Annotated in this window: 22 protein-coding genes; 7 read left to right on the top strand and 15 right to left on the bottom strand. The window is 55.0% G+C overall.

The genetic code is table 11. The annotated features are described in order from the left end of the window. Nucleotides 1–3: 3 nt before the first annotated feature. Entirely contained in the window at nt 4–714 is a 711-nt protein-coding gene (locus tag HPY30_06040; protein ID QYZ65582.1) for a hypothetical protein, read from the bottom strand. Between the two features lie 165 nt (nt 715–879). Further along, nucleotides 880–1,533 carry a hypothetical protein gene (locus HPY30_06035; protein QYZ65581.1) on the bottom strand — a complete coding sequence of 218 codons (654 nt, stop codon included), beginning with the start codon at nt 1,531–1,533 and terminating at the stop codon, nt 880–882. Nucleotides 1,534–1,725: 192 nt separating this feature from the next. Between HPY30_06035 and HPY30_06030 the strand changes: the two genes are divergently transcribed. The 3 genes from HPY30_06030 to HPY30_06020 all read left to right on the top strand — a co-directional run bounded on the left by HPY30_06030 (nt 1,726) and on the right by HPY30_06020 (nt 5,789). Beyond that, nucleotides 1,726–2,301: a hypothetical protein gene (locus HPY30_06030; GenBank protein QYZ65580.1), complete on the top strand. Its 576-nt coding sequence runs from the start codon at nt 1,726–1,728 to the stop codon at nt 2,299–2,301. Nucleotides 2,302–2,536: 235 nt separating this feature from the next. Further along, nucleotides 2,537–3,454, top strand: a complete 918-nt coding sequence (locus HPY30_06025; protein ID QYZ65579.1) for a hypothetical protein — start codon at nt 2,537–2,539, stop codon at nt 3,452–3,454. 292 nt (nt 3,455–3,746) lie between these two features. Continuing rightward, nucleotides 3,747–5,789, top strand: a complete 2,043-nt coding sequence (locus tag HPY30_06020; protein QYZ67932.1) for a HAMP domain-containing protein — start codon at nt 3,747–3,749, stop codon at nt 5,787–5,789. A gap of 533 nt (nt 5,790–6,322) precedes the next feature. Here the strand turns inward: HPY30_06020 and HPY30_06015 are convergent. Beyond that, nucleotides 6,323–7,501 (bottom strand): hypothetical protein, encoded by a 1,179-nt coding sequence (locus tag HPY30_06015; protein QYZ65578.1) that lies wholly within the window; start codon nt 7,499–7,501, stop codon nt 6,323–6,325. Then, a complete protein-coding gene (locus HPY30_06010; GenBank protein ID QYZ67931.1) occupies nt 7,494–8,420 on the bottom strand; it encodes a response regulator in 927 nt (308 codons plus the stop codon). The genes HPY30_06015 and HPY30_06010 overlap by 8 nt, the downstream gene beginning before the upstream one ends. A gap of 173 nt (nt 8,421–8,593) precedes the next feature. On the opposite strand from HPY30_06010, the gene HPY30_06005 reads away from it, so the two are divergent. From HPY30_06005 to HPY30_05995, 3 genes are all read left to right on the top strand, one after another. Beyond that, a complete protein-coding gene (locus tag HPY30_06005) occupies nt 8,594–10,177 on the top strand; it encodes a peptide chain release factor 3 (GenBank protein QYZ65577.1) in 1,584 nt (527 codons plus the stop codon). Between the two features lie 104 nt (nt 10,178–10,281). Further along, nucleotides 10,282–10,524: a BolA/IbaG family iron-sulfur metabolism protein gene (locus HPY30_06000; protein QYZ65576.1), complete on the top strand. Its 243-nt coding sequence runs from the start codon at nt 10,282–10,284 to the stop codon at nt 10,522–10,524. Between the two features lie 95 nt (nt 10,525–10,619). Further along, on the top strand, nt 10,620–10,829 hold the full coding sequence (locus tag HPY30_05995) for an acetyltransferase (GenBank protein ID QYZ65575.1): 210 nt from the start codon (nt 10,620–10,622) through the stop codon (nt 10,827–10,829). Between the two features lie 303 nt (nt 10,830–11,132). Here HPY30_05995 and HPY30_05990 read toward each other — a convergent pair whose 3' ends face one another. From HPY30_05990 to HPY30_05955, 8 genes are all read right to left on the bottom strand, one after another. After that, on the bottom strand, nt 11,133–11,984 hold the full coding sequence (locus HPY30_05990) for an EndoU domain-containing protein (GenBank protein QYZ65574.1): 852 nt from the start codon (nt 11,982–11,984) through the stop codon (nt 11,133–11,135). A gap of 107 nt (nt 11,985–12,091) precedes the next feature. Then, a complete protein-coding gene (gene sdhB, locus HPY30_05985; GenBank protein QYZ65573.1) occupies nt 12,092–12,838 on the bottom strand; it encodes a succinate dehydrogenase iron-sulfur subunit in 747 nt (248 codons plus the stop codon). Next, a complete protein-coding gene (gene sdhA, locus HPY30_05980; protein ID QYZ65572.1) occupies nt 12,838–14,727 on the bottom strand; it encodes a succinate dehydrogenase (quinone) flavoprotein subunit in 1,890 nt (629 codons plus the stop codon). Before sdhA ends, sdhB begins: the two co-directional genes overlap by 1 nt. Beyond that, the gene (locus HPY30_05975) at nt 14,724–15,356 is read right to left on the bottom strand and encodes a succinate dehydrogenase (protein QYZ65571.1); all 633 of its coding nucleotides are present in this window, start codon (nt 15,354–15,356) and stop codon (nt 14,724–14,726) included. Before HPY30_05975 ends, sdhA begins: the two co-directional genes overlap by 4 nt. A gap of 183 nt (nt 15,357–15,539) precedes the next feature. After that, nucleotides 15,540–15,911 (bottom strand): hypothetical protein, encoded by a 372-nt coding sequence (locus HPY30_05970; protein ID QYZ65570.1) that lies wholly within the window; start codon nt 15,909–15,911, stop codon nt 15,540–15,542. Nucleotides 15,912–16,023: 112 nt separating this feature from the next. Further along, nucleotides 16,024–17,421 (bottom strand): glutathione-disulfide reductase, encoded by a 1,398-nt coding sequence (gene gorA, locus HPY30_05965; protein ID QYZ65569.1) that lies wholly within the window; start codon nt 17,419–17,421, stop codon nt 16,024–16,026. 77 nt (nt 17,422–17,498) lie between these two features. Next, nucleotides 17,499–18,248 carry a glutathione peroxidase gene (locus HPY30_05960; protein QYZ65568.1) on the bottom strand — a complete coding sequence of 250 codons (750 nt, stop codon included), beginning with the start codon at nt 18,246–18,248 and terminating at the stop codon, nt 17,499–17,501. Nucleotides 18,249–18,451: 203 nt separating this feature from the next. Beyond that, nucleotides 18,452–19,369, bottom strand: coding sequence for a LysR family transcriptional regulator (locus tag HPY30_05955; GenBank protein ID QYZ65567.1), 918 nt, complete (start codon nt 19,367–19,369; stop codon nt 18,452–18,454). A 228-nt stretch (nt 19,370–19,597) separates the two neighbouring features. Between HPY30_05955 and HPY30_05950 the strand changes: the two genes are divergently transcribed. Then, the gene (locus HPY30_05950; GenBank protein ID QYZ65566.1) at nt 19,598–20,419 is read left to right on the top strand and encodes an RluA family pseudouridine synthase; all 822 of its coding nucleotides are present in this window, start codon (nt 19,598–19,600) and stop codon (nt 20,417–20,419) included. A gap of 108 nt (nt 20,420–20,527) precedes the next feature. Here HPY30_05950 and HPY30_05945 read toward each other — a convergent pair whose 3' ends face one another. The 3 genes from HPY30_05945 to ppk2 all read right to left on the bottom strand — a co-directional run bounded on the left by HPY30_05945 (nt 20,528) and on the right by ppk2 (nt 23,374). After that, nucleotides 20,528–20,998 carry a cyclic nucleotide-binding domain-containing protein gene (locus HPY30_05945; GenBank protein ID QYZ65565.1) on the bottom strand — a complete coding sequence of 157 codons (471 nt, stop codon included), beginning with the start codon at nt 20,996–20,998 and terminating at the stop codon, nt 20,528–20,530. Between the two features lie 550 nt (nt 20,999–21,548). Continuing rightward, on the bottom strand, nt 21,549–22,547 hold the full coding sequence (locus tag HPY30_05940) for an oxidoreductase (protein ID QYZ65564.1): 999 nt from the start codon (nt 22,545–22,547) through the stop codon (nt 21,549–21,551). Continuing rightward, nucleotides 22,544–23,374: a polyphosphate kinase 2 gene (ppk2, locus tag HPY30_05935; GenBank protein QYZ65563.1), complete on the bottom strand. Its 831-nt coding sequence runs from the start codon at nt 23,372–23,374 to the stop codon at nt 22,544–22,546. Before ppk2 ends, HPY30_05940 begins: the two co-directional genes overlap by 4 nt. Between the last annotated feature and the right edge of the window lie 153 nt (nt 23,375–23,527).

Raw genomic sequence — 23,527 nt, 5'->3', positions numbered from 1 at the left:
GGTCTACGGTGCTATCACCACATGAGTGCTTTTCCACTTCAGTTTCGAGGTGTGGATCTTGTAATAGACGAGGCCTCGTTGAGTGCCGAGGTGGTACTCCCAGACAGTTCGGGTCTTTATGAAGAGGGGAGCGATGTCTTTGTCGTAGGTGGAGACCGAGTCGAGTAGGTAGTGATTGTAGATGTCCGATCCATCTCCCGTGTCCAGAGCATAGAAACGATTACTGCCCGAGAGCCAGAGTACGTTGCGTCCGTTGAAACAGGCATCAGTGGTGGCGAATGGACTCTTGGTATTGTCCACGCCATCGGTCTGGAAGTTGCTGGGCTGCTCCTTTGCGTGGAAGATGATGACCATTCCGTGGGTATCCGTGTTTACGAAATGTCCGTGCCAGAGGTCATACATGGTGAGCTTGTGGTTGAGCTTGCTGCTGATTCGGCGAAACAGGCGACAGAAGAAGGCGCCCACCTTGTAGGTATAGAGGGTCTTTGACTGACCCGCCGAGTATGACGGCTGGGCATCCATGAAGCTGTACATCGGTGAGAGCGCGTGTTTGCTGCCTCCGTTCACGGTACCGATGAGCCCGCTGGCGGCGGCGCGGAGAAACGGCGCCAGGTCTCTGGGGGCGGTGGGACCGGCATAGTTGCTCAAAGAGTAGCTCTCAACATTGTTGAGCATGGTCTGACGAAGCCACTGTTTTGCGCTCTCTTCGGTCATTGGCTGCCTGCCAATCTTGGTGTTTCGGTAGTCAAAGGCTGGGTGCAGTGATCTGGAGGCAGATCATTGCTCACTGTCGATGCCGTCTCACTTCCACATTGTGAGTATAGTCCCGCCGCACTGAAAGGGAAGGCAGCCCCGATGGTGCATGACCCTTTATGAATCTCAGACACTCATGTCGATCAACACAGGGTCTGGTTGGTCGGCGGACTGTACCGTTATCAGCCGGTCGATGCCTCTGGCAGTTGAAGACGGCTGTTGATTGCCTGCTTCTCCCTCTCCCTGTGACTGCTCCCTTGCAATCTCCACCCGTGCCTGGGCCGCCATTGCGGTTGCCTGCATGGCCACGCGGCGATCCTGGCTGGAAGGATCGGCGGGGGCCAGTGCCGCCTGGCGTATAGTCTCCGCTTTCTCAAGTGTCCGTTTCGGGTCGCTCTCCCTGGAGGAGTCGATACTCACCTCGCCGCCGACGGCGTAACGGTTGCCGTCCGGGCCGACCTTGTAGTCGAACTGGGCGCCACCACGAGCGTATTGCCCTGCGGCAGATAGGTGCGCGAGTTCATGGGCTCTGACGGCCTGATCCCGGCTTTTCAGCTCCTGCACCAAGCGTAGTTCAGTTGTGCCTAGTTCATCGGTGGTCTGTGTCGGCTTTGGCTCATTGGTGGAAGCGGTTTTTTCGTCACTCCGGGAGGATCGGGTGGGGAAGTCCGAAGCCTGTTGTCTCCCTTCGGCAGATGTTTCATTTTCCCCCAGTTGGCGCCGTATCGTCGGCGTCAATGTAGGGTTCAAGGAAGTGGCGGTGGCCGTTGGTCCGATCATGGCAAAAATGGAGTCCGGAGAAGATCTACCCCGAGTATAGAGAAATCTGCGGGATCCATCTCTTGATGCCGTTCATTTACGAATGATATTCGCCCCACCGCTTCATTTTCTTTTCCTAGCGCAGCCTGACCTCGTCTTTTCTTCCATATGACAAAGATTAACCTAGAATAAAAACTCAGTATTGGAAATAGCGTGGAGGAACAGGATATGGGCGCCGGCGTAATCCCCTTTGCTGTAAGCGACTGCAAAGTCTACTTTTTGTTCCAAACTACCTTTACCGGCAGAAAGACAGGCTATCTTATTGATTTCGGGGGTGGCCTGGGTGTGGATGAAGACTACCGGGAGACCGCTATTCGGGAGTTTATCGAAGAAACCGAAACGATGTATTTCTCCGATGATATACAGAAGGCAAGTCGCTCTGTTGAAAGGGTCATGAATCAGACTCCAATAGTTGAGGCCCTGTTTGATGAGACGCTATCGGTTCATCCAGACTGGTGGTGTAGGCGGGCGCCTGGAAATCCCCTCAAATCCAAACGGTGGAAAACGTTCTTTATCGAATTTCCGTACCGGGATATCGAAGCACTTAACCGGGAATGGGAAGCTGACATGGTAGGTCGGTTTAAGAAGCGGCGTGAGTTGGTTTGGGTGGTCGCAGGCAAACTAATCACTATTTATGAAAATGCCCCAAACATGTTGTGGAAACGCGTGCGACAATTGGAAAATGCAACAGAAACTGTTCGCTCTATCCTGCAGAGCAAAGCGTCTTGATTCAGCCCACCTGACCCCCTTGCTTCCGATCAATATCGTTGTCTGAGGTGACGAAAAGCATTTTTCCGCCAGGCGATTTTCTACTGACAGGTTCGGACAGGAAGTTTCTACGCAATTCACCCTAAAGTCCCAGAGAAATAAGCCGATAGCAGTTCTGTTAGACCTGATTGCCGCAGGGGGCGTAATCAACAATGAGCAACGTCCTCTGCGATCCACCACTCTGGAGAATTTGCAGATGTTAGCTCTCAAGCACCTCACACGATCAAACCGAATCGGTTTTCTTTTAGTTCTACTCACCACTATCACCAGTTTTCCCCTCAACCTGCAGGCGGCAGGCCCCACCTCTGCCGAGTATGGCGTGGTGCTCAACCTGTCGGGCAAACAGCGCATGCTGACCCAGAAAATGAGCAAGGAGATCATGCTCGTCGCCCTCAATGAGGCTAAAGAACAAAATATCACTAACCTGAAAAAGACCTCGGGACTCTTCGATAAAACCCTCAAGGGGCTGCGCAACGGCAGTGACGAATTACGCCTGCCCCCAACTAACAGCGGTCGTATCCTGCGTCAGCTCGACAAAATCGATGCCATCTGGGCTGAGTTCTACCCGACAGTCAAGGAGATCATCGCCAGTAAAGCGGTCACCAAGGCGCAGGTTGATTTCGTTGCGAGCAAAAACATACCCCTGCTCAAACAGATGAATAAAGCGGTAGGGCTCTATGAAAAGGATGCAAAAAAAGGCGGCCTGAAAAGTGCTCCCGGCCTGGCTGCCACCCTCAACCTGTCGGGCAAGCAGCGCATGCTGACCCAGAAGATGAGCAAGGAGTTCCTTTTTGTTGCCTACGGTTATCAACAGGATGACAGCAAACTGGCTCTGCTTGAGACCAGCACACTGTTCGAGCGTACCCTCAAGGGCCTGCTCGATGGCGATGAGACCCTGGGCCTGCCCGGCACCAAGCCACAGCATATTCGCGACCAGCTGGGTGTGGTGAATGGCTTGTGGGCCAAGTTCAAACCCATCATTGATTATGGTGCTGACCACAAAACCACCGAAATCCCTAAAGATAAAATCAAAGTATTGGCTGAAACCAACCTGCCATTGCTCAAGCAGATGAACAAGGCCGTCGGCATGTACGAGAAAGAAGCCGCGAAGTGATATGGGCGCCAGGCGATGGAGCAGATACGGCTCCATTGCCTGCCTGTTTCATTATCTTCAATCATTCTGGACGAGGTAAAAGGTGACCATTAAATTAAAATTGCTGGGAGGAGGCATCACGATCAGCCTTCTGCTCCTTGCGGTACTGATACTGACCTTCTTCTCTTTTGGCAGCCTGAGTGGCGGCTTCAGCGACGTGGTGACGAAATCAGCCACCGGTGTTGATAATTCACGTACCACTGAAGAGAACATCACCTTAGCAGACAACAATCTCGCCCAGATATCAGAGGGTATGCTCGCGGTCGTCGACGATATCAGCCGTACCAACATGCATGTCAAAGTGCTTGAGCGCAAACTCAAAGGCATCTCGTCCACCATGAAAGGACTGGTAGAAGAAGTAAGCGAAACAGCGGAGGAACTACCTGAAGGTGATGCCCGATATGCCCTGGAGGACGTCACCGATGCAGTAGGCGATATTGAGGAGACCATGCGCCGTGAAGCCCTGATCAGCGTCTCACGCACCGTCGGCAAGATGGCCGAGTTCACGCAAAGCATCGACACCCAGGTAGCCAGCATCAAGGCCCTGGCCAGTGAACTGAAAAAAGTCAAAGAGCTGAGTAGCGGTGTGGTTTCAGCCAACCAGGATATCCGTAGTCTCTCCGAAGCCTTCAGTGGTGAGATCAGTGTTTCACGCAATGCCATCGCCGGTGTTCTACTCATTGCTGCGATCATCTCTCTTGCGGGGGCCGTGCTACTCACCCGTGCTATCACTCAACCGTTGAATCGTGCCAACGAGATCGCCAAGGGCATCGCTAGTGGTGACCTAAACCAGGCAGTCGATATTACAAGTAAGGATGAGATCGGTCAGTTGGGTAGTTCCATGAAGGTGATGATCAAAAATCTCAAACGAAACATCGACGAGACCCAGCAACGTGCCGATGAGGCATCCCGTATCCGCATGGCGCTGGACAATGTATCAAGCAGCGTCATGATGGCCGACAATGAACGCAACATCATCTATCTGAACTTTGCTGCTGACAAACTTTTTGGCGAAGCCGAAGCCGACTTCCGCAAGGAGCTGCCCGATTTCCACTCCGACCAACTGTTGGGCAGCAGCATCGATACATTGCACCGCCATGCTGATCATCAGGCTAGTCAGCTTGAGAACCTCGAAAAGCCTTATGAATCGGAGTTCGTGATTGGCGGCAGAACCATGCGCACCGTCGCCAATCCCGTCATCAATCCACAGGGGGAACGACTGGGTACCGCTGTGGAGTGGACAGAACGAACCGCTGAAGTTGCGGTCGAGGCTGAAGTCGAATCAATCGTAGCCGCAGCCCGTGAAGGTGATCTTTCACGCCGCATCGAAACCCACAACAAACAAGGCTTCTTCAAAGAACTGGGGGGAGGCATCAACTCCCTCATCGAACAGGTCGAACTGATCTTTCAGGATCTGTCAGAGGTCATGTCCATGATGGCCCAAGGCAACCTGACCCATCCCGTTCGTGGTCAATATCACGGCTCCTTTGAAGTTATGAAAGGCAACGTTAATGGCACCCTCGACAATCTGAGAGGGACCCTCGGCGAACTGCGGGAGTCGATGGATGAGATGCGTACCACTGCTGACGAGATCTCTGCCGGCAACAACAGCCTCAGCGCCCGGACCGAACAACAGGCCTCCAGCCTTGAAGAGACCGCCTCTTCGATGGAAGAGCTGACCAGCACGGTAAGTAACAATGCCGACAATGCCCAGCAGGCCAATCAGCTCGCTGCCAATGCCCGCAACAAGGCGGAGGAAGGGGGCGCAGTTGTCGGCCAGGCTGTGCAGGCGATGGATGCCATCAATACTTCCAGCGCCAAGATTGCCGAGATCATCGGTGTGATTGACGAAATTGCCTTCCAGACCAACCTGTTGGCACTGAATGCCTCTGTCGAGGCGGCGCGTGCCGGCGAACAGGGCAGGGGTTTTGCCGTGGTTGCCACAGAAGTCAGAAACCTGGCCGGGCGAAGTGCCACTGCTGCCAAAGAGATCAAAGAGCTGATCAAGGATTCCGGTGAAAAGGTTCAGCTGGGCGCAGAACTGGTCGACAAATCGGGAGGCACGCTTGAAGAGATTGTTGATGCGGTGAAAAAGGTCAGTGACATCATCGCTGAGATTGCTGCTGCCAGCTCACAACAGTCTGCCGGCATCGACCAGGTCAACAGAGCCGTTACGTCGATGGATGAGATGACCCAACAGAATGCAGCTCTGGCCGAGCAGACATCAGCCGCCTCTGCATCCATGTCGGATAAGACGGCAGAGGTGAATGGCATGGTTGCGCGGTTTGAGGTGTAGGGCTGAAACCTGCTTTCGGGTCCCCCTGTCTACCCTGGTGAGGTAATTTGTCGCAGGGAATGCGGCATTCATAAACGACGTTTATACTCAGTCGGTTAATCGCCATCATCGGCGTGTGGACTTGTATTTCAAGGACGCTATAAAGCGACTCTAAGGCCTGTTTTTCTGGCGACTACATCATGTGAAAGAGCTAGTGGGCCATGCGGAAAATAAGTTCACAGCTTTCATCCCTTCGCGGCGTCTGCCGTCGTTGCAAGACGCTTGCTGTAGAATGGCTACAGCGGCGGTCTTGCGCCTTGCCAGGCACCACAAATGAATAAAATCTATTTCCTTACTTTCCGCATGGCCCACTAGTCGGCCATTTTGGCTGGCATTATCCCTCTGTAAGTCGCGAAGTGGGCAGTATAGTGAAAAGCGGATAGCGCTGGATTGAAGACCTGACCTTTATTTTTTCTTGTTATTCTAATAAACAGAAGCCGACCTGAAACCATTATTACGGAATAAAAATATAGATCTCTTTAATGAAGCAGAGATCATTCATGCACACCCGTTGTTTTGTGCGGGATGGTAAATGAAAAAACCGCCCCGCCTTCCGGGTTGTTTGCTGCCTGAATCTGCCCATCATGACCATTGATGATCTCTTTACAGATCGCCAGACCCAATCCCGTGCCACCAGAACCTGCCCGGGTCTTGCTGGATTGAATGAACTTATCAAATATCGCATCCAGTTCATCCTCTGGAATCCCCATCCCTTGATCGCTGACACTGAGGGAGATAGAGGGTAGTAGTGTGTCGGTATCGGTGCGATGTTGCCCTGCCGGTGGACTGGACTCACCGAAAGAGACCCTGATGCTCTTGCCCTCCGGTGTGAACTTGATGGCGTTGGAGAGCAGGTTGCGCACCACCTGCCCGATCTTTTCCCCATCACACCAGGCCATGGTCTCGCGTTCGTACCCCACTATCTCCAGGGTCAGTCTCTTGTTCCTGAAAAGGGATTCGTATTCTGCGGCCGCACTCTCAACAAGGACCTTCAGATCCTGTTCCTTCATCTCAAAGTGCATGCGCCCCGACTCCAGCTTAGAGAGATCAAGCAGGTCATTGAGCAGACTCAGCAGCCGCTCACCGCTCAGGTGAATGTTGGAGTAGTAATGAAAGAGCTTCTCTTTGGGCGCCGTGTCGATCTTATTCATTCCGAACCTGGAAAAACTCAGAATGGCATGCATGGGGGTACGCAGCTCATGTGACATGTGGGACAGGAATTCGCTCTTGGCTTGGTTAGCCTTCTCTGCAGTTTCCTTGGCTGACATCAGTTCAGCGGTTTGCTCTGCTACGAGTTCCTGTAGGTGATCCCGGTGCTGGAGCAGTTCTTCTTCAGTGCGCCTGCGCTCATTGATTTCTTCGGAAAGAGCATGTACTTCAGGTATCCACTTAACCAGACCAAATGCCAATAACAAAAAGCCACCGAGGAATCCGACAAATTTTTCCAGAAACGCTTCCATCTCAGTATCACCGACGATCAACAGCCAGTTGAGGCTTTCAAAATTGTCGGAAATGTCGAGGAGGCTGCCAAGCAGCAGCAGGCAGAATCCTGTAAGGATGAAGTTCCAGCCTTTGCGGGTATAGAGATTTTTCTTTGTCCCCTGTAACCACAGCCACCACACAAGGCTTAGCAGAATCAGGGCGCGTACAACTTCCAGTGGAATATCAAGCATCGGCAGGATTCATGGAAATCGTCGCAACCACCTGATTGCCCTTGCCCAGGTACTCCAGATTGTCGAAGCTCACCATCTTGGCCATGGCGATGCCACGGCCATGGGTATCGAAGACCCGATCCGGACTCATCTCCAGGTACTCCTGCCAGTCGAAGCCATCTCCCTGATCCTGGATCAGGAAACGTATCTCACTTCCGGCGCGTTCGAATGACAGGCTGGCTGTCTTGGTGGCGTTTTCCGGCAGGGCCAGACGCCTTTCCACTTCTTTCTCCCAGGTACCTTCTTCATTCAACCTGGACTTTTCGTTGTAGGTAATGCCCAGGTTGCCGTGCTCTACTGCATTGATCACCAGTTCCGATAGCCCCATCACCACCTTGGCGGCTTCCGGATGGGCATTGGACAGTAGGGTGACCAGGTCACGCCCCTCCTTCAGTGTGCGAAAAGTGAATTGCCCCTTGTCCATCAAAGTGAGAGCGTGCGATGTATGACGTGTTTCCTGTTGCAAAACACGGTAATGCTGGTAGTCGCCAACAGCCGTTTTCAGGATGGCGAGCAGCTGATCATTATTGAACGGTTTGGTGAGGTAATAGTAGGCTCCGGCCTGAAGACCTTCCAGCACGTCTTCCTTGGCAGCCTTGGCGGTCTGCAGGATTACGGGGAGTGCACTCAGGGTGGGATGTGCCTTGATCCGGGCAAGCACCTCCATGCCATCCATCTCCGGCATCATGCGGTCCAGGAGTACGGCATCAAAGCGTTCAGGCGTTTCCTTCAGCAGATTCCAGGCCTGCCGGCCGTTCTCCACACCTATCGGCGTATAGCCCGCATCTTCCAGGTGTTCGTTGAGGATCTCCAGATTAAAGACCTCATCGTCCACCACCAATATTGTTGGTGTCGGTTCTCCCATGGCCACTTCCTCCATTTTTTCCCCAGTGCCTGTAGCCTTATCGGCAGTTGACATAGTGGACTTTAGAAAAGATTTTAACGGTCCCCAAATGCTTGACGGCTGGTATAGAATGAGTTGGGGTCGACTTCGACCCCTTCCTGTGTCGATGGGGTATAATCCTTCCCATTTTTCCGATTGTCGATCCCCTCATGTCAGACGAACTGCTCGAACAACTCAACCGGCGGCGCACCTTCGCCATTATCTCGCACCCGGATGCGGGCAAGACCACATTGACCGAAAAACTGCTGCTCTATGGCGGTGCTATACAGATGGCGGGCACGGTCAAGGGGCGCAAGGCGGCGCGTCATGCCACGTCCGACTGGATGGATATGGAGAAGCAGCGTGGCATATCTGTGACTTCGTCGGTGATGCAGTTCCCCTATCGGGATGAGATCGTCAACCTGCTCGATACCCCCGGCCATGAGGATTTTTCAGAGGATACCTACCGCACCCTCACTGCGGTGGACTCCGCCCTGATGGTGATCGACGTGGCCAAGGGTGTCGAGGCGAGGACCATCAAGTTGATGGAGGTCTGCCGTCTGCGCGATACGCCGATCCTCACCTTCGTCAACAAACTCGATCGTGAAGGGCGTGATCCCATTGAGATCATGGATGAGGTCGAGAGCGTGCTCAAGATCGAGTGTGCGCCAGTCACCTGGCCCATCGGCATGGGCAAGCGTCTGAAGGGGGTCTTTGATCTGCGCACCGATACCACCCATCTCTTCAGCGCCACCCACGGTGGCAAGATCCAGATGGGTGAGATGATCGAGGGACTGGACAACCCCCACCTGGACGATGTGCTGGGAGACATGGCCCAGGAGTTGCGTGACGAGATCGAGCTGGTGCGTGGCGCCAGCAACGAACTCGATCTGGAGGCCTATGCGCGCGGCGAGCAGACGCCGGTCTTCTTCGGCTCGGCGATCAACAACTTCGGCGTCAGGGAGTTGCTGGACGCCTTCGTCGAGTACAGTCCTGCGCCGCTTTCCCGGCTGACCCAGCAGCGTCTGGTGGAGCCATCTGAAAAGAAGTTTTCCGGCTTCGTCTTCAAGATCCAGGCGAATATGGACCGGCAGCATCGGGATCGCATCGCCTTCCTGCGGGTCTGCTCCGGCAGCTATCGCAAAGGGATGAAGATGAAACATGTCCGCATCGGAAAGACGGTGCAGATAAGCAATGCCATCACCTTCCAGGCGGATGAGCGCAGGCATGTGGAGGAGGCCTGGCCCGGTGATATCATCGGCCTGCACAATCACGGCACCATCCAGATTGGCGATACCTTCACCGAGGGGGAGGCGCTGAAATATGAGGGCATTCCCTACTTTGCCCCGGAACTCTTTCGCCGGGTGGTGCTGAAGGATCCGCTCAAGCAGAAGGCGCTGTTGAAGGGGATTCTGCAACTCAGTGAAGAGGGGGCGACCCAGGTCTTTCGGCCGGAGAAAAACAACGATCTGATCCTCGGGGCGGTGGGTGTGCTTCAGTTCGATGTCGCGGTCGAGCGTCTGAAGAGCGAATACAAGGTGGAAGCCATCATTGAGGCGGCCAGTGTCGCAACCGCCCGCTGGGTTGAATGCGACGATGAAAAGATGCTGCAGCGCTTCAAGGATAAAAACCACGCTAATCTGGCGTTGGATGGGGATGACCAGTTGGTTTATCTTGCTCCGACCCGGGTCAATCTGAGTCTGGCTGAGGAGCGCTGGCCTGATGTGCGCTTCCTGGCGACGCGCGAACTGTAGCAGGCCGGTTCAAGCGCAGCGGAACCGGCGATTTCATGTTTCAAGAATGCCCGATCCGCTGCGCTTGATCGGGCCTACGGCTGGTATAAAGAGCAGAGGTTTCGATGGAAAATGAAGAAGTAGAAGCACTGATTTGTGCTGGTATGCCCGGTGCGAAAGTGACAGTGACTGGCGACGGCCGCCATTTTGAGGCGCTGGTCATCAGCGAGGACTTTGTCGGCAAGTCGCTGATCCAGAAGCACCGGATGGTGATGGCGACCGTAACAGAGCAGATAACCAGCGACGAGCTGCATGCACTCTCCATCAAGGCCTTTTCTCCTGAAGATTGGGCGGCAAAGCAGGGCTGATCGCAACTAAAAAACTGTAGTTTCTCCATTTGTAATTCTCCTCCGGCGTCCCATAATTAAGATAGAAAGTGGTGGATATTAAATGGAGGTACCCCATGTTCGTGATGCAGAAAAACACGAAAAAGATGGTTGAAGTCCTGAGCCTGTCCGATCTCTTTGATCCTATGCATGGCGAAGTGGTCGGGCGGTTTCACGCTGGTGAAGAGATGCAGGATCCGGAAAAGTTCACCAAAGCTGATCTGCTGTTCCCTTCGGGTGAAGGCCTGCCCAGATGCTGGGTCGATTCGCACTATCGCGAAGGCTGAGTCACTTCTTTTTCTTAGTTACATGAGAACATCGGCGGGGTTCACCGCCGGTGCCGCCTTCTGTAGTGAAGTAGGCCGGTTAAAGCGTAGTGGAACCGGCAGCATTCCTGTTGTTCCATCAAGCCTGGATTGCCCGATCCGCTACGCTTGATCGTGCCTACGCCTCGAGAAGGGGCAGATTTTATTTCGGCCCGGATCTCGATGACCGTGAGGATCAGGTTGCCTTTGTGCGACCCGACAAGTGCAGTGAACACGGCTTTTTTTGGATGATCCTGCCGTGGTGTTTTCCTGCTTCAGACAGGGTCAAAGATTGGAACAGAGACAGACCTTATAGTTTTTTCTGTTCTTCTTGCAGTAGGGTTTTTTGTCTGTCATCGGGTAGAAGGTGCGCAGGGCGCGCTGTTTGATCACCATGGTGCTGAAATGGCGTTTTTTACCGGCTGGACGGGTATCAAACAGACAGGCATCTTTGGTGTTTTTGCCCACCCGTTTATTGGCTTGCTTAAAGGCCCTTGTACCGGCGATCAGAATGTCTTCGGCGTTCATCTCATGGTTGTAACCGCTGAGACACTTAATATTGTTCCTCGGTTCATAGGGGTTTTTGAACTGAAGGCTGATGGTGTAGACCGGGGGTTTGATCGACTCCTTCAGATAGAACGCCCGACACTTTTCGACCGGGCGTTTTCTATAGTTTGATTTCAGTTTTCTGTATCCGGCCCAGTTGTTGTCCTGTGCCTGCCAGTAGCGGGCAGCGTAGTGCAGGCCGCCCAGGTCGCGGCCGGATCCAGGTTCACCGCAGAAGACGTGTTTAAAACCCTTCTGCTCAAACCAGACACGGCGCAGCTCATGGGCAAACTGTTTGTTGTCACTGGCCTTGCTGAAGATACGCCCCCCGACGGCCTTGCGAATGCGCTGCAAAACCGCTGTATTGGATTTATCCAGCATCATCTGTTCGAAATCGACCGCCTCGACCTCATCGCCCCAGTGGCCGCACAACGCCAGCACCTCAAGATCAAAGTCAGTCAGGTCGGGGTCTTCGGGGGCGTGGCGGGTTCTGGGGTCATTGTCAAAAAATGGCTGAAAGGCGAGCACCGGCAGCGACAGGATCAATAGAAAAAATAACAGGGCTGTTTTTTTCATGGCTGTCTGACTCATTGATTTTCCGTTTTGATCTCTTTGGGTTCCAGGTTCCAGGTTCCAGGTTCCAGGTTCCAGGTTCCAGATTACAGGAGCGTTCCGGATAGACACCATATAGAGTGTACTCAACCCAATATGTCTTTGACCAGCTGTCGGGTCACCTGACGTCCCAGTTCGCCGATGGCGGTGGTGAGAGGGATCTCCTTGGGACAGACCTGCACACAGTTTTGCGCATTGCTGCAGTCACTCAGGCCGCCGTCACCCATGATGGCGTGCAGCCTTGCCTCCCGGTCGTAGGTACCTGTCGGGTGGCCGTTCATGAGCCGCACCTGACCCAAGACTGCAGGTCCCAGGAAGTCGATGTCCGGTCCGAACTGGGGGCAGGCCTCCATACAGCAGCCACAGCTCATACAGCGGCTGAAGAGATGATTTTCGCTCCACACCTGGGGCGATATGCGGGGGGCGCCCTGATGTACGTCCCAAGCGCCGTCGATTTCGACCCAAGCCTTGACCTGTTTGAGTCCCTCGAATATCCGTGAGCGGTTTACAAGCAGATCCCGCACCACCGGGAATTTGCCGAGGGGTTCCAGCACGATGGGCTGTGCCAGCTCATCCACCAGTGCAGAGCAGGCCTGCCGTGGCCTGCCGTTGATGATCATGGAGCAGGCGCCGCAGACCTCCTCCATGCAGTTGAACTCCCAGACGACCGGTTCGACTGGTTCTCCGTCCGAGGTCACCGGATCGTTGCGAATCATCATCAGTGCGGAGACAATGTTGTGCCCCGGTTTATGTGGGATGCGGAACGTCTGCCAATAGGGCTGGGTCTCCGGCCGGTCCTGTCGGCGTATGCGTAGCTCTATCGAACCGTTCATCAGCGATAGTCCCTCGGCTGCTCCGGCGGGATGATCGAGGTGTCCACCGCTTCGTAGGATATCCGTGGTCCATCCCCGTCATGTTCTGCCAGTGTGGTCTTCAGCCACTTGTCGTTTTTACGTTTCCACGCTTCACGATAGGTCTCAAACTCCGGGTCGCCGGGAAACTTGCCCTCTGGAATCGTCAGCCTGAATTCGGGTTTGTAGTGGGCCCCCCGGCACTCATCCCTGGCACGGGCGCAGCGGGTGATGACTGAGCTGAGGCGAATCATCTCCTGCACCTGGCGGGTTTCGGCGAGGCTCTGGTTACTCCAGCCACTGCGGTCTCCGAGACCGACGTTGCGGGAACGCTGCTCCAATGCGAGTAACTCGTCATAGGCGAGATCGAGGGTTGGGTTGTCTCTCACCACGCCCACCTTCCCCGTCATCAGTGCCCCCAGCTCATCGTGCAGCCGGTAGGGGTTTTCATGCCCGTTGCATTTGAGCAGGCCCTCGTTGATTGCCTGCTCCCGGGCGACTCCCTCTTCAAAAAAATGGGGCGGGGTCTCATCGCTGCTCTGCTCCAGCCCCTGCAGGTAGGTGGCAACCGACTCACCTGTCACCCGGCCGCTGAAGGAGGCGGAGAGCAGCGAGTTGGCCCCCAGTCGGTTGGCCCCGTGGTAGCCGCTGTCGCACTCGCCACAGGCGTAGAGACCGGGAATATTGGTAGCGTGGTTGCGTGGGCTGCCGTACTTGAGGCCGCCGCTTTGTTCATCCTTTTCGTAGTCGATCCAGAGTCCCCCCATGGCGTAGTGGGCGGAGGGGAAGATCTCCATGGGAGACTCCAGTGGATCGCTGCCGTGAAACTTGCGGTAGATATCGAGGATTGCGCCCAGCCGGGTGGTGACGAACTTTTTGTCCAGATGGGTGAGGTCGAGATAGACTTTGTCCGCGCCGCCGACTCCCTGTCCCTGTTCCCGCACGATCTTCGAGATGGCCCGTGAAGCCACATCCCGTGGCACAGTATTGCCGTAGCTCGGGTACCACTCTTCGAGAAAATAGAAACGTTCGTTCTCCGGGATGGAACGGGGATCACGGCTGTCTTCCGGTCGTTTTGGCACCCAGAGGCGGCCTCCCTCGCCCCGTGCGGCCTCGCTCATGAGACGGGTCTTGTCGTCCCCCAGCATGGCGGTGGGGTGGAACTGGAAGAACTCCGCATTGGCGAACCGGGCGCCCTGCAGGTAACAACGAAAGGCCGCCGCTCCGGTGGAGTTGGTCGAGTTGGTGGTGCGGTGCCCATAGACCTTTCCCATTCCGCCGGTGGCCATCACCACCGCGTCGGCACGAAAGGCGTGCACCTCCAGCGTGTGCAGGTTGAAGGCGATGATACCCTTGCAGTGGCCGTTGTTGTCGAGCACCAGGGAGAGAAATTCCCACCACTCCCGCTTGTGGACGCTGCCCTGGGCTTCGTGGCGCCGTACCTGCTCATCCACCCCATACATCAACTGCTGGCCGGTGCTGGCGCCGGCAAAACAGGTGCGCTTGTTCTTCACGCCGCCGAACAGGCGCAGATCCATCAATCCCTCCGGGGTGCGGGAGAAGGTGACGCCCATGCGCTCGAAGGTGCGGATCAGTCCCGGCGCCTCTTCGCACATCGACTGGATCGGCGGCTGGTTGGCGAGATAGGAGCCGCCCTTGACAGTGTCGATGAGATGCTGCCTGACTGAATCCCGTTGACCTTTGGTGTCGAGCACGGCATTGATTCCCCCCTGGGCACAGACAGAGTGGGAACGTTTCACCTCGAACAGTGAGAACAGCTCGACACTGAAACCGGCCTCGACGATGCGCAGGGTGGTCCAGAGTCCCGCCAGTCCGCCACCGATGACAATAACCCGCGGTCTCTTTTTCATGAGATAAACCCTAATAGACCCTGCAGACCCACTGCGAAGAGCAGGAGGGTAAATCCCATGCAGATCAGGAAACTGAGCTGTTGCGCACGTGGTGTAACCGTGACGCCCCAGCTGATCCCCATGCTCCAGAGGCCGTTGCCCAGGTGGAGCAGGGAAAGCAGCAGTCCAAGCAGGTAGAGCAGAAAGATCATTGGATGTGAGAGCAGTTGCTGCATATGACCAAACAGATCGGCCTTCACCGCGGGTTCCCAGATTCCCCAGAAGCGGGTCATGCCGACATGGGCGAGCAGAAAAAGCAGAATGGCGACCCCGGAGAGCCGTTGTAGCCAGTAGAAGCGATTGTGCAGCCAGGGGTAGCGGTGCAGTTCTGCCCTGCCTGAACCTAGGATCACCAAGCCGTATCCAGCATGAAACAGGATCGGCAGGGCGATGGCGAAGATCTCCAGCAGCGGCAGGTAGTTCATGCGCTGCAAGGCGGCCACCACCTGTTCGTTATAGTGTGCCATGCCGAAACGTGACTGTGAGTTCTCCCATAGATGGAAGATCAGAAAAGCACCCACCGGCAGCAGCCCGAACAGGGAGTGCAGGCGGCGCAGCAGAAAGTGGGAATTTTGTATGGATGCCTTCATGCAAGTAAACGTCACCGGATCGTCTCACATTAACTTACCGTGTGATCGTGTTACCTGAACTGATCTGTCTCAGGAAAAAGTCATCTTCCCGCAATCATGGTGCGCATGGCGCACCCTACGTTTTATATTTGTGAGAAGTTCAAACCATAGCATCTGTAGGGTGTGCCGTGCGCACCGGAACACTTATAGATCGGGGTTGTCCTTTTCAAAACCATGGTAGATGAAATGATTGGAAGCGCTGCCACGCAGGCCCGTTCCAAGGCCGATGCCTGGCACATTCGCTGTCCTCAGTGAGGGTGCCATGTCGCTGGACAGATCAGGATTGCCACTGACGAACCCGCGGTAGATATCGTAATCGGTCACTGGGGAGTGGCTTCTTGTTCCCGCTGAACTGCCTATTCCAGGCTGAACGGCGCTTGCCCCTGACCTGTAGGTGCTGCCGGTGGATAGATCAGGATTGCCGGGGGCAAACCCGCGATAGATCTCCCAATCGGAAGCTGCGCCCGCAGTCCCGGCAAAAAGGAGTGCACTGAATGCGATGATTGATCTCTTCATGATTGAATCCTCAACGTTGTATGGTGTGTCGGCATCTGGGTTTGTTGCCGCTTTCTAATATCCATACGTTTAACCCTGTCGCTATGGATTCAATAAAAGATCCAGCACCTGCTCAACCTGCCTCCTTCCACTCGATACCGTGGTGTATCGCAGCATTCGGTTGCGGTTCATTCATGGTCACCAGCTCCTCGGCGCTGACGGGGTGGATGGCGATGGTGCTGTCGAAGTCCGCCTTGGTTGCCCCCATCTTCACCGCTACGGCAAATCCCTGCAGAATCTCTTCCACGTTGTCGCCGATGAGGTGAATGCCCACCACCCGTTGTTCCGGGCCTGCACAGACCAGTTTCATCGCAGTGGTGACGCCGTGGCTGGAGAGGGCATGGCGCATGGGAGTGAAATCGGTCTTGTAGATCGTGATCTTTTCACGCTGCTCACGGGCCTCGGGTTCGGTCAGGCCGACAGTCGCCACCGGCGGATGGGAAAAGACGACGCTTGGAATGTTATCGTAGTCCACTCTCCGTTCGGGTTTGTCGTTGAAAAGCCTCTCTGCCAGACGTCGACCTGCAGCTATGGCTACCGGGGTCAATGGCGTGCGGCCGGTGATATCACCGATGGCGTAGATGCCGGGGATGTTGGTGTTCTGGTATTCGTCGGTGGTGACGATGCCGTTGTAACGTATTTCGACGTCTGCAGCCTCCAGATTGAGTTCCCGGGTGTTGGGTGCGCGGCCTACCGCCCAGATCACGCAGTCGAAGCCGTGGAGACGCTCGCCGCCTATGGAGTCAAGGGCGATGCCGGATTCACTCCTGGCCAGCCCTGCGACCTGAAAGCCCAGTCTCAGATCGATCGACTGCTTCTTCATCTCCGCCATCAGAACATCGCTGATCATCGGGTCGAAGGCCTCAAGCAGGCGCTCCTCCAAAGCGGCTATGGTGACTTCTGAACCCAGTGCCCGCAGTACGCCCGCGAGTTCCACGCCGATGTATCCGCCACCGATTACAGCCACTCGCTTTGGCTGCTCTGTGAGTTGGAAGAAACCGTCGGAGGTGATGCCCAATTCGGCGCCAGGCACCGGTGGCACGATGGGGCGGCCGCCGGTGGCAATAACGATGTGGTCGGCGCTGTAGGTCTCGCCATCCACTTCGATGTGGTTGCTGTCGATGAAGCGTGCGTAACCTTGGATGTGGGTAATGCCGCTGTCTGCCACATGGCTGTCCCAGTAGCGGTTGATGTTGTGGATATACTCCTCCCGCCCTGCAACCAGCTTGCCCCAGTCAGTTGCCCCGCGATGGGCGGGGATGCCGAAGCTGTCGGCATCGTCCACCGCTTGGGCCAGGTTGGCGGCGTACCACATGACTTTTTTTGGTACGCAGCCGTTGTTTACACAGGTGCCACCCATTTTGTGGGCTTCCACGACCGCCACCCGTTTGCCGTACTGTGCGGCCTTTTCAGCCACTGCGAGACCGCCGCTGCCGCCGCCAATTGCAATTAAATCGTATGCTCTGCTCATCTCTCTATTCCTGCATGTGGTGCTGTTGGTTTCCCTGGGGATCGGAGTCAGATTTGACTCCGATCCCTCTGCCGCGATCAGGCTGCTGCTTTGCTCTGCCTGGCGAGGTATTGCTCCAGTTCGTCGGAACCGCCGATGCGCTCGCCGTTGATGAATATCTGGGGCACCATGGAGATTCCAGCCACCGCACGCAGACTTGCCTCGCTGTAGTCCCGGTTCAATACCAGTTCTTCGAATTGGATACCTGCGTCATGCAGCATCCCCTTGGCGCGGGCACAGAAAGGGCAGCCTTTACGGGTAAAGAGGGAGATATCCAACGGTTTTGCCGCATCCGGTGCGATGTGGGCCAGCATGGTATCGGCGTCGGAGACCTCGAAGGGATCACCGGGAACGTCCGGCTCGATGAACATCTTCTCGATCACGCCATCCTTCACCAACATGGAGTAGCGCCAGGAGCGATCACCGAAACCGAGATCCTGCTTCGATACCAGCAGGCCCATGCCACGGCTGAAGTCGCCGTTGCCGTCGGGCAGGAAGGTGATGTTGTCGGCCTGCTGCTCGGCACGCCACTCGTTCATGACAAAGGCATCGTTGACCGAGATGCAGACGATCTCATCAACGCCCTGGCGTTTGAACGCCGGCGCCAGTTGATTGTAGCGGGGCACATGGGTGGAAGAGCAGGTCGGGGTGAATGCGCCGGGAAGGGCGAACACCACTACGGTTTTGTCTTTGAACACTTCGTCGGTGGTGACATCCACCCACTCGTGGTTGCGACGGGTGTGGAAGGTAACCTGTGGCACTTGCTGGTTTTCACGATTTTCTAACATGATTCTCTCCAGTGATCTGTAGCTTGATCTTGTTGACGTGGAGAGATTATCGGAGAGCTAGATAGATTCGCAAAATCGTTTGAACTTCTTAAATAAATAGGTATTTCCGATAAGTGTAGGTTGGGTTAGCGGTAGCGTAACCCAACAAAATCAGAAGCTTGTCGGGTTACGCTGCGCTAACCCGACCTACCAGGAGATTTTACTCAGGAGAGGCGAAAAACCGTGTCAGGCAGATTATCGAGCACGACTTCATTGAATGCATCGAGTGCCTGACGGCGCGGGAAACTGCGTCTGAAGGCGAGGGATACCCTGCGGTAGGCGTCTTTCTGTTGTAACCGGCGGGTGACGATATCCTTGTCATTCATCCTGATACCCCGCACCGCCAGGTCGGGGACCAGGGTACAGCCGAATCCCACTCCCACCAGTTGCAGCAGTGTCTCCAGGCTGGCGGCATGCAGGTCGGCCATGTCGCCCTGTTCAGCCCGTGCTTTCATGTGGCACACCTCCATCGCCTGATCCGCGAGACAGTGGCCTTCCGAGAGCAGCAGGAGTTCGGTGTTGTCGAGATCCTTTTGGGTGATGTTCTTTTTTTCCTGAAAAGGGTGGTTGCGGGGATGTGCCAGCCAGAAGGCTTCATCAAACAGGGGGATAGTGGAAAATTCACCCGCGTCCACCGGTGTTGCGATAAGAGCGGCGTCGATCTCGTGTCTGCGCAGACGTTCGAGCAGGGTCTCGGTCATCTCCTCTGAGATCACGAGCTGCATCTGCGGCAGCCTGTCCCGCAGTGGTTTCAGGATCAGCGGCATGAGGTAGGGGCTCAGGGTCATGATGGCACCGATGCGCAGTGGGCCTACCAATGGATCCTGATGGGATTGGGCGAGTTGCCGGATCGTCTCGGCCTGTTCCAATATCTCTCTGGCGTGAGCCACGATCGTTTCGCCGATAGGGGTTATCGCTACCGAGCGTTTGGTGCGTTCGAAAAGGGTGATGCCCAGCTCATCCTCCAGCTTTTTTATCTGGCCGCTCAGGGTGGGCTGACTGACATAGCAGCGTTCGGCTGCATGGCCGAAGTGGCTGCTGTCCGCCAGGGCAACGATATATTTGAGATCACGCAGGTTCATGGATGGTCCGATATAGGGAAAACCGATAATTCTATTTTAGATGAAAGGTAAATGTTATCGAACAGGAAAAGGGCCGTGATGGTTTGACTCAGTCCCCCAAGCGTTCATAATCTGGCTATTCTCAATATTGCCCGGAATGACTTCATGATTGCCATTGAAGTCACGTCCTCTCCATGTTGGATGGCGACTACTTGAACCCGTCCAAACCACATTGAAAAAGTAATCCTTATGGAATCCCCTTTTGAGTGTCATATCGATGTAACGGCGTATCAGAGAGCGCCGGTGGATCTGCTCTGTACCGAGACGGGTTTCACCCGCACCCAGATCAAACAGGTCATGCAGAAGGGAGCTGTCTGGTTGACCCACTGCAAACATACCCAGCGCCTGCGTCGAGCTTCCAAGGTGCTGAGCCCTGGGGATCAGCTGCACCTCTATTACGATGAAAAGGTAATGAATCAGGAACCGCTGGCGGCAGAGTTGGTTGCGGATGAACAGGGTTACTCCGTTTGGAACAAGCCTGCCGGGATGCTGTCGCATGGATCCAAGTGGGGTGACCACTGCTCGATCACTCGCTGGGCCGAACAGCATCTGCAGCCTGAGCGCACCGCCTTTCTGGTTCACCGCCTCGATCGTGCCGCTGCCGGGCTGATGCTGGTTGCCCATACGAAAAAAATGGCGGCCGCACTGGCCGAACTGTTCCACGAAAGAGCGGTGGAGAAGCGTTACCAGGTGTTGGTGGAAGGAAAGTTTCCCACCAAACCCAAGCCTTTTCTAATCGACCAGGAGTTGGACGGACGCGCAGCCATCAGCCGGATCAGCCGACTGGAATTCGATCCCGAGGCAGGCCGGTCGCTATTGGATGTTGCTATCGAAACCGGCCGTAAGCACCAGATTCGCCGCCATCTTGCCGCGATTGGATTTCCGGTGGTGGGTGACCGGTTGTATGGTAAGGCGCAGTCGGGAGAGGATCTATGGTTGAAGGCGAGTCACCTGAGTTTCATCTCTCCGATAACCGGAGAAAGAAAAGCTTACTATCTTCCGTCTCAGTAGAGATGTTTTCCACGGGCAGGGTTCTTCCCACACCACAAGAATGTTGCGGGATATCACCATCATTGCCCGGACAGAAATAGCAGTTGAGTGGAAGCTCAATGAGAAGCCTTATGTGGACGCTTCAGTTTGAGATGTTGAGGTTGGGCATTCCGGTAGCTTTATCCTGCTTATCTTGCACTCGCTGGAAAAATTCACAAAAAGTTGTTGGTTTTGGAAACGCGCGCCCAGAATGTTCGCCAGGTTTTTAAAGAACAGGACAGCGGAAACGGGTGAGTATTTAATAAGACGATGAATTCTCGACCAGTGTAGACACAATACCTGTGTCTCACCCTCTGCAGTCGTCGTGATAAGGCGTTTTTGATCGCACATGAGTGATGCCGCACCAAAAACATCTCCAGCCCCTAAGGTCCGAGCGGTTATTTTATGATTGTTCATTCTCTCCGAAGAGGAATTAATCCGGCCGTTGAGAACAACGAAAAGTTCATTGCTCTCCTCCCCCTCCTCAAAGATGACCTCCCCCTGGCGATAAGTGCGTAGATCTCCAAGAAGAATGATGCGTTTGATCTGTCCTGTGCGCATTCCTTTAAAAAGCGGGCAATTCCCTGATAGCTTTGTACGAGTGCGAAGGGATAGGAAATCCCAGAGGGTGATCAATCGGGTGTAGGAGAGCAGAATTGGAGTGATAAAGAAATTACAGTGACGTTATCTGAGCCAAAAGTCTCCACTGTGGTTTCGTATAATGTCTTCGCGGAGTCGCCCTCGACGGTCAGGGCCTGAGGCGAGATATGGATTTCCAGTTTGTGCAGTTGAGATGCTGCCCCCACTGAGGTCAACGTGAGCAATGCGAATATGGGCCAAGGATAAGCTGCAGTCAGATTAAGCAGTCTTTGCATCCTTGTCGTCCTGGTTTCTCGTCGCACTATCCAACTGTCAGCGGTGGATTTTCTCCTGGATTGTTATTGTAATGATTAAGCTGATATTTCGATCATAGTCCAATATGAATTACCGGAGGTTTAGTGCGTGAAAGTGGAGTGCATTTAACTGCTCATATCTCGCGATGTCATGGGAGGCATTTATCGGCGATAGTTGGAGATGTTCTGCTTGCAGGGGATGGGTGGTGCTTGGCAGACTACTGATCCATCATTGTCTGTACCAGGATGCGGCCACGCACATGCCCCGCCAGCATCTCGTCAAACACTTCAGGCAGCTGCGCCAGATGGATGACTCGGTCGACGATGTCGTCAAGATGTTGTGGATGCAGATCGGTGGCCAGCCGCTGCCAGATCTTGCTGCGCAGGGTATGGGGGCAATCGGCGGAGTTGATGCCGAGCAGGCTGACGCCTCGCAGGATGAAAGGCATAACGGTGGTGTTCAATTCGATACCGGCTGTCAACCCGATGGCAGCGATACTGCCCCAGGGTTTGACTGTTCGGATCAGTCCCGCCAGGATTTCGCCACCGACATTGTCCACAGCACCTCCCCAGAGTCCCTTTTCCAGTGGATGTCTGCCGAGCAGTAACGCTTCCCGGGAGAGCACCTGGCTTGCGCCGATAAGTTTGAGGTAGTCGTGTTGATCTCCCTTGCCGGTGACTGCGGTCACTTCGTAACCTGCTCCGTGGAACAGATTGACCGCAAGGCTGCCCACTCCGCCGGTTGCCCCCGTGACCAGGATGGATCCCATCTCCGGCTGCTGTCCGTTGCTCTCCATGCGGTGGAGGGCCAGTGCTGCGGTAAATCCGGCGGTGCCGAGTGCCATGGCCTGATAGGGGCCAAGATTATCCGGCAAAGGCACAGCCCAGTCGGCGGGAACCCTGAGATATTCCGCATATCCACCGTCATGAGTAAAAGAGAGGCCGTAGCCGGTGACAATGACCTGATCCCCCTCTTTGAATCGATCGTCACAGGACTGAACCACGTCGCCGCAACTGTCGATGCCGCCGGTGAGTGGAAAATCACGCAGGATCTTTCCAAGTCCCGTTCCCGCCAGCGCGTCCTTGTAGTTGACGCTGGAGAACCGGGTGCGGATGAGGATCTCACCTTCCGCTGGATCGGTCAGCTCCCGTTGCTCCATCGCAGCGGAGTGCTCCCCTGTCTCGCTGCGATGGATACGGAAGGCTGTATAGTTCATACACAGATGTCGGGCACGAAAGTCTGGTCTGTCAATGGTGGCCGTATATATCCTTGGCTGTCCCGGCGCTCAGGCAGTTCGATCGGCTCAGGGGTCAGGTCCTCATAGGGGATCATGCTCAACATGTGGGAGATGCAGTTGAGCCGGGCGTGCTTCTTGATGTCTGAGTTGACCACGTACCAGGGCACCTGTTTGATGTCGGTATGGGCAAACATCGCATCCTTTGCTTTGGAGTATTCGACCCAGCGTTTGAGTGACTCCAGATCCATCGGACTCAGTTTCCAGCGTTTGTGAGGCTCTTCCAGGCGGCTCTGGAAACGGCGCTCCTGCTCGTCATCGGATACCGAGAACCAGTATTTGAGTACGATGATGCCGGAGCGCACCAGCATGCGTTCGAACTCCGGACAGGAGCGTAGGAATTCGTGGTACTCCTCATCGCTGCAGAATCCCATGACCCGCTCAACGCCGGCCCGGTTGTACCAGCTGCGGTCGAACAGCACCATCTCTCCCGCCGCCGGCAAGTGTGGCACATAGCGTTGGAAATACCACTGTGTGGTTTCGCGCTCGGTGGGTGCCGGCAAGGCAACCACACGGCTGATGCGGGGGTTCAGGTGCTGGTTGATGCGCTTGATGACACCCCCTTTACCTGCTGCGTCGCGGCCTTCAAAGATCACCACGACCTTGAGTCCGGAGAATTTGATCCACTCCTGCAGTTTGACCAGTTCAAGTTGAAGTCTGAAAAGCTCTTTTTCGTAGACGTCGTTTCTTATCTTTTTCCGTTTGGTAGGTTTAGCTTTTTTCTTTGTTGCCACGGCGAAATCCTCCATCAAGGTGTAAAGTTATTGTTGCACTGAGCCCGTCATTCTAACGCTTGGGCAGTTGTCGTTTGATGATACGGCTCAAACGAATGATTAAATAGTTTATAGGATAGGCGACATACACAAATGAGGGTGTCGGCGGCATGCGACCCACGTGGATGT

This window comes from Gammaproteobacteria bacterium (ex Lamellibrachia satsuma) (assembly GCA_019623805.1).
Taxonomy (GTDB): domain Bacteria; phylum Pseudomonadota; class Gammaproteobacteria; order Chromatiales; family Chromatiaceae; genus QGON01.
The sequence above is the reverse complement of the archived record's forward strand: the minus strand, read 5'-3'. Positions and strand labels throughout refer to the sequence as shown.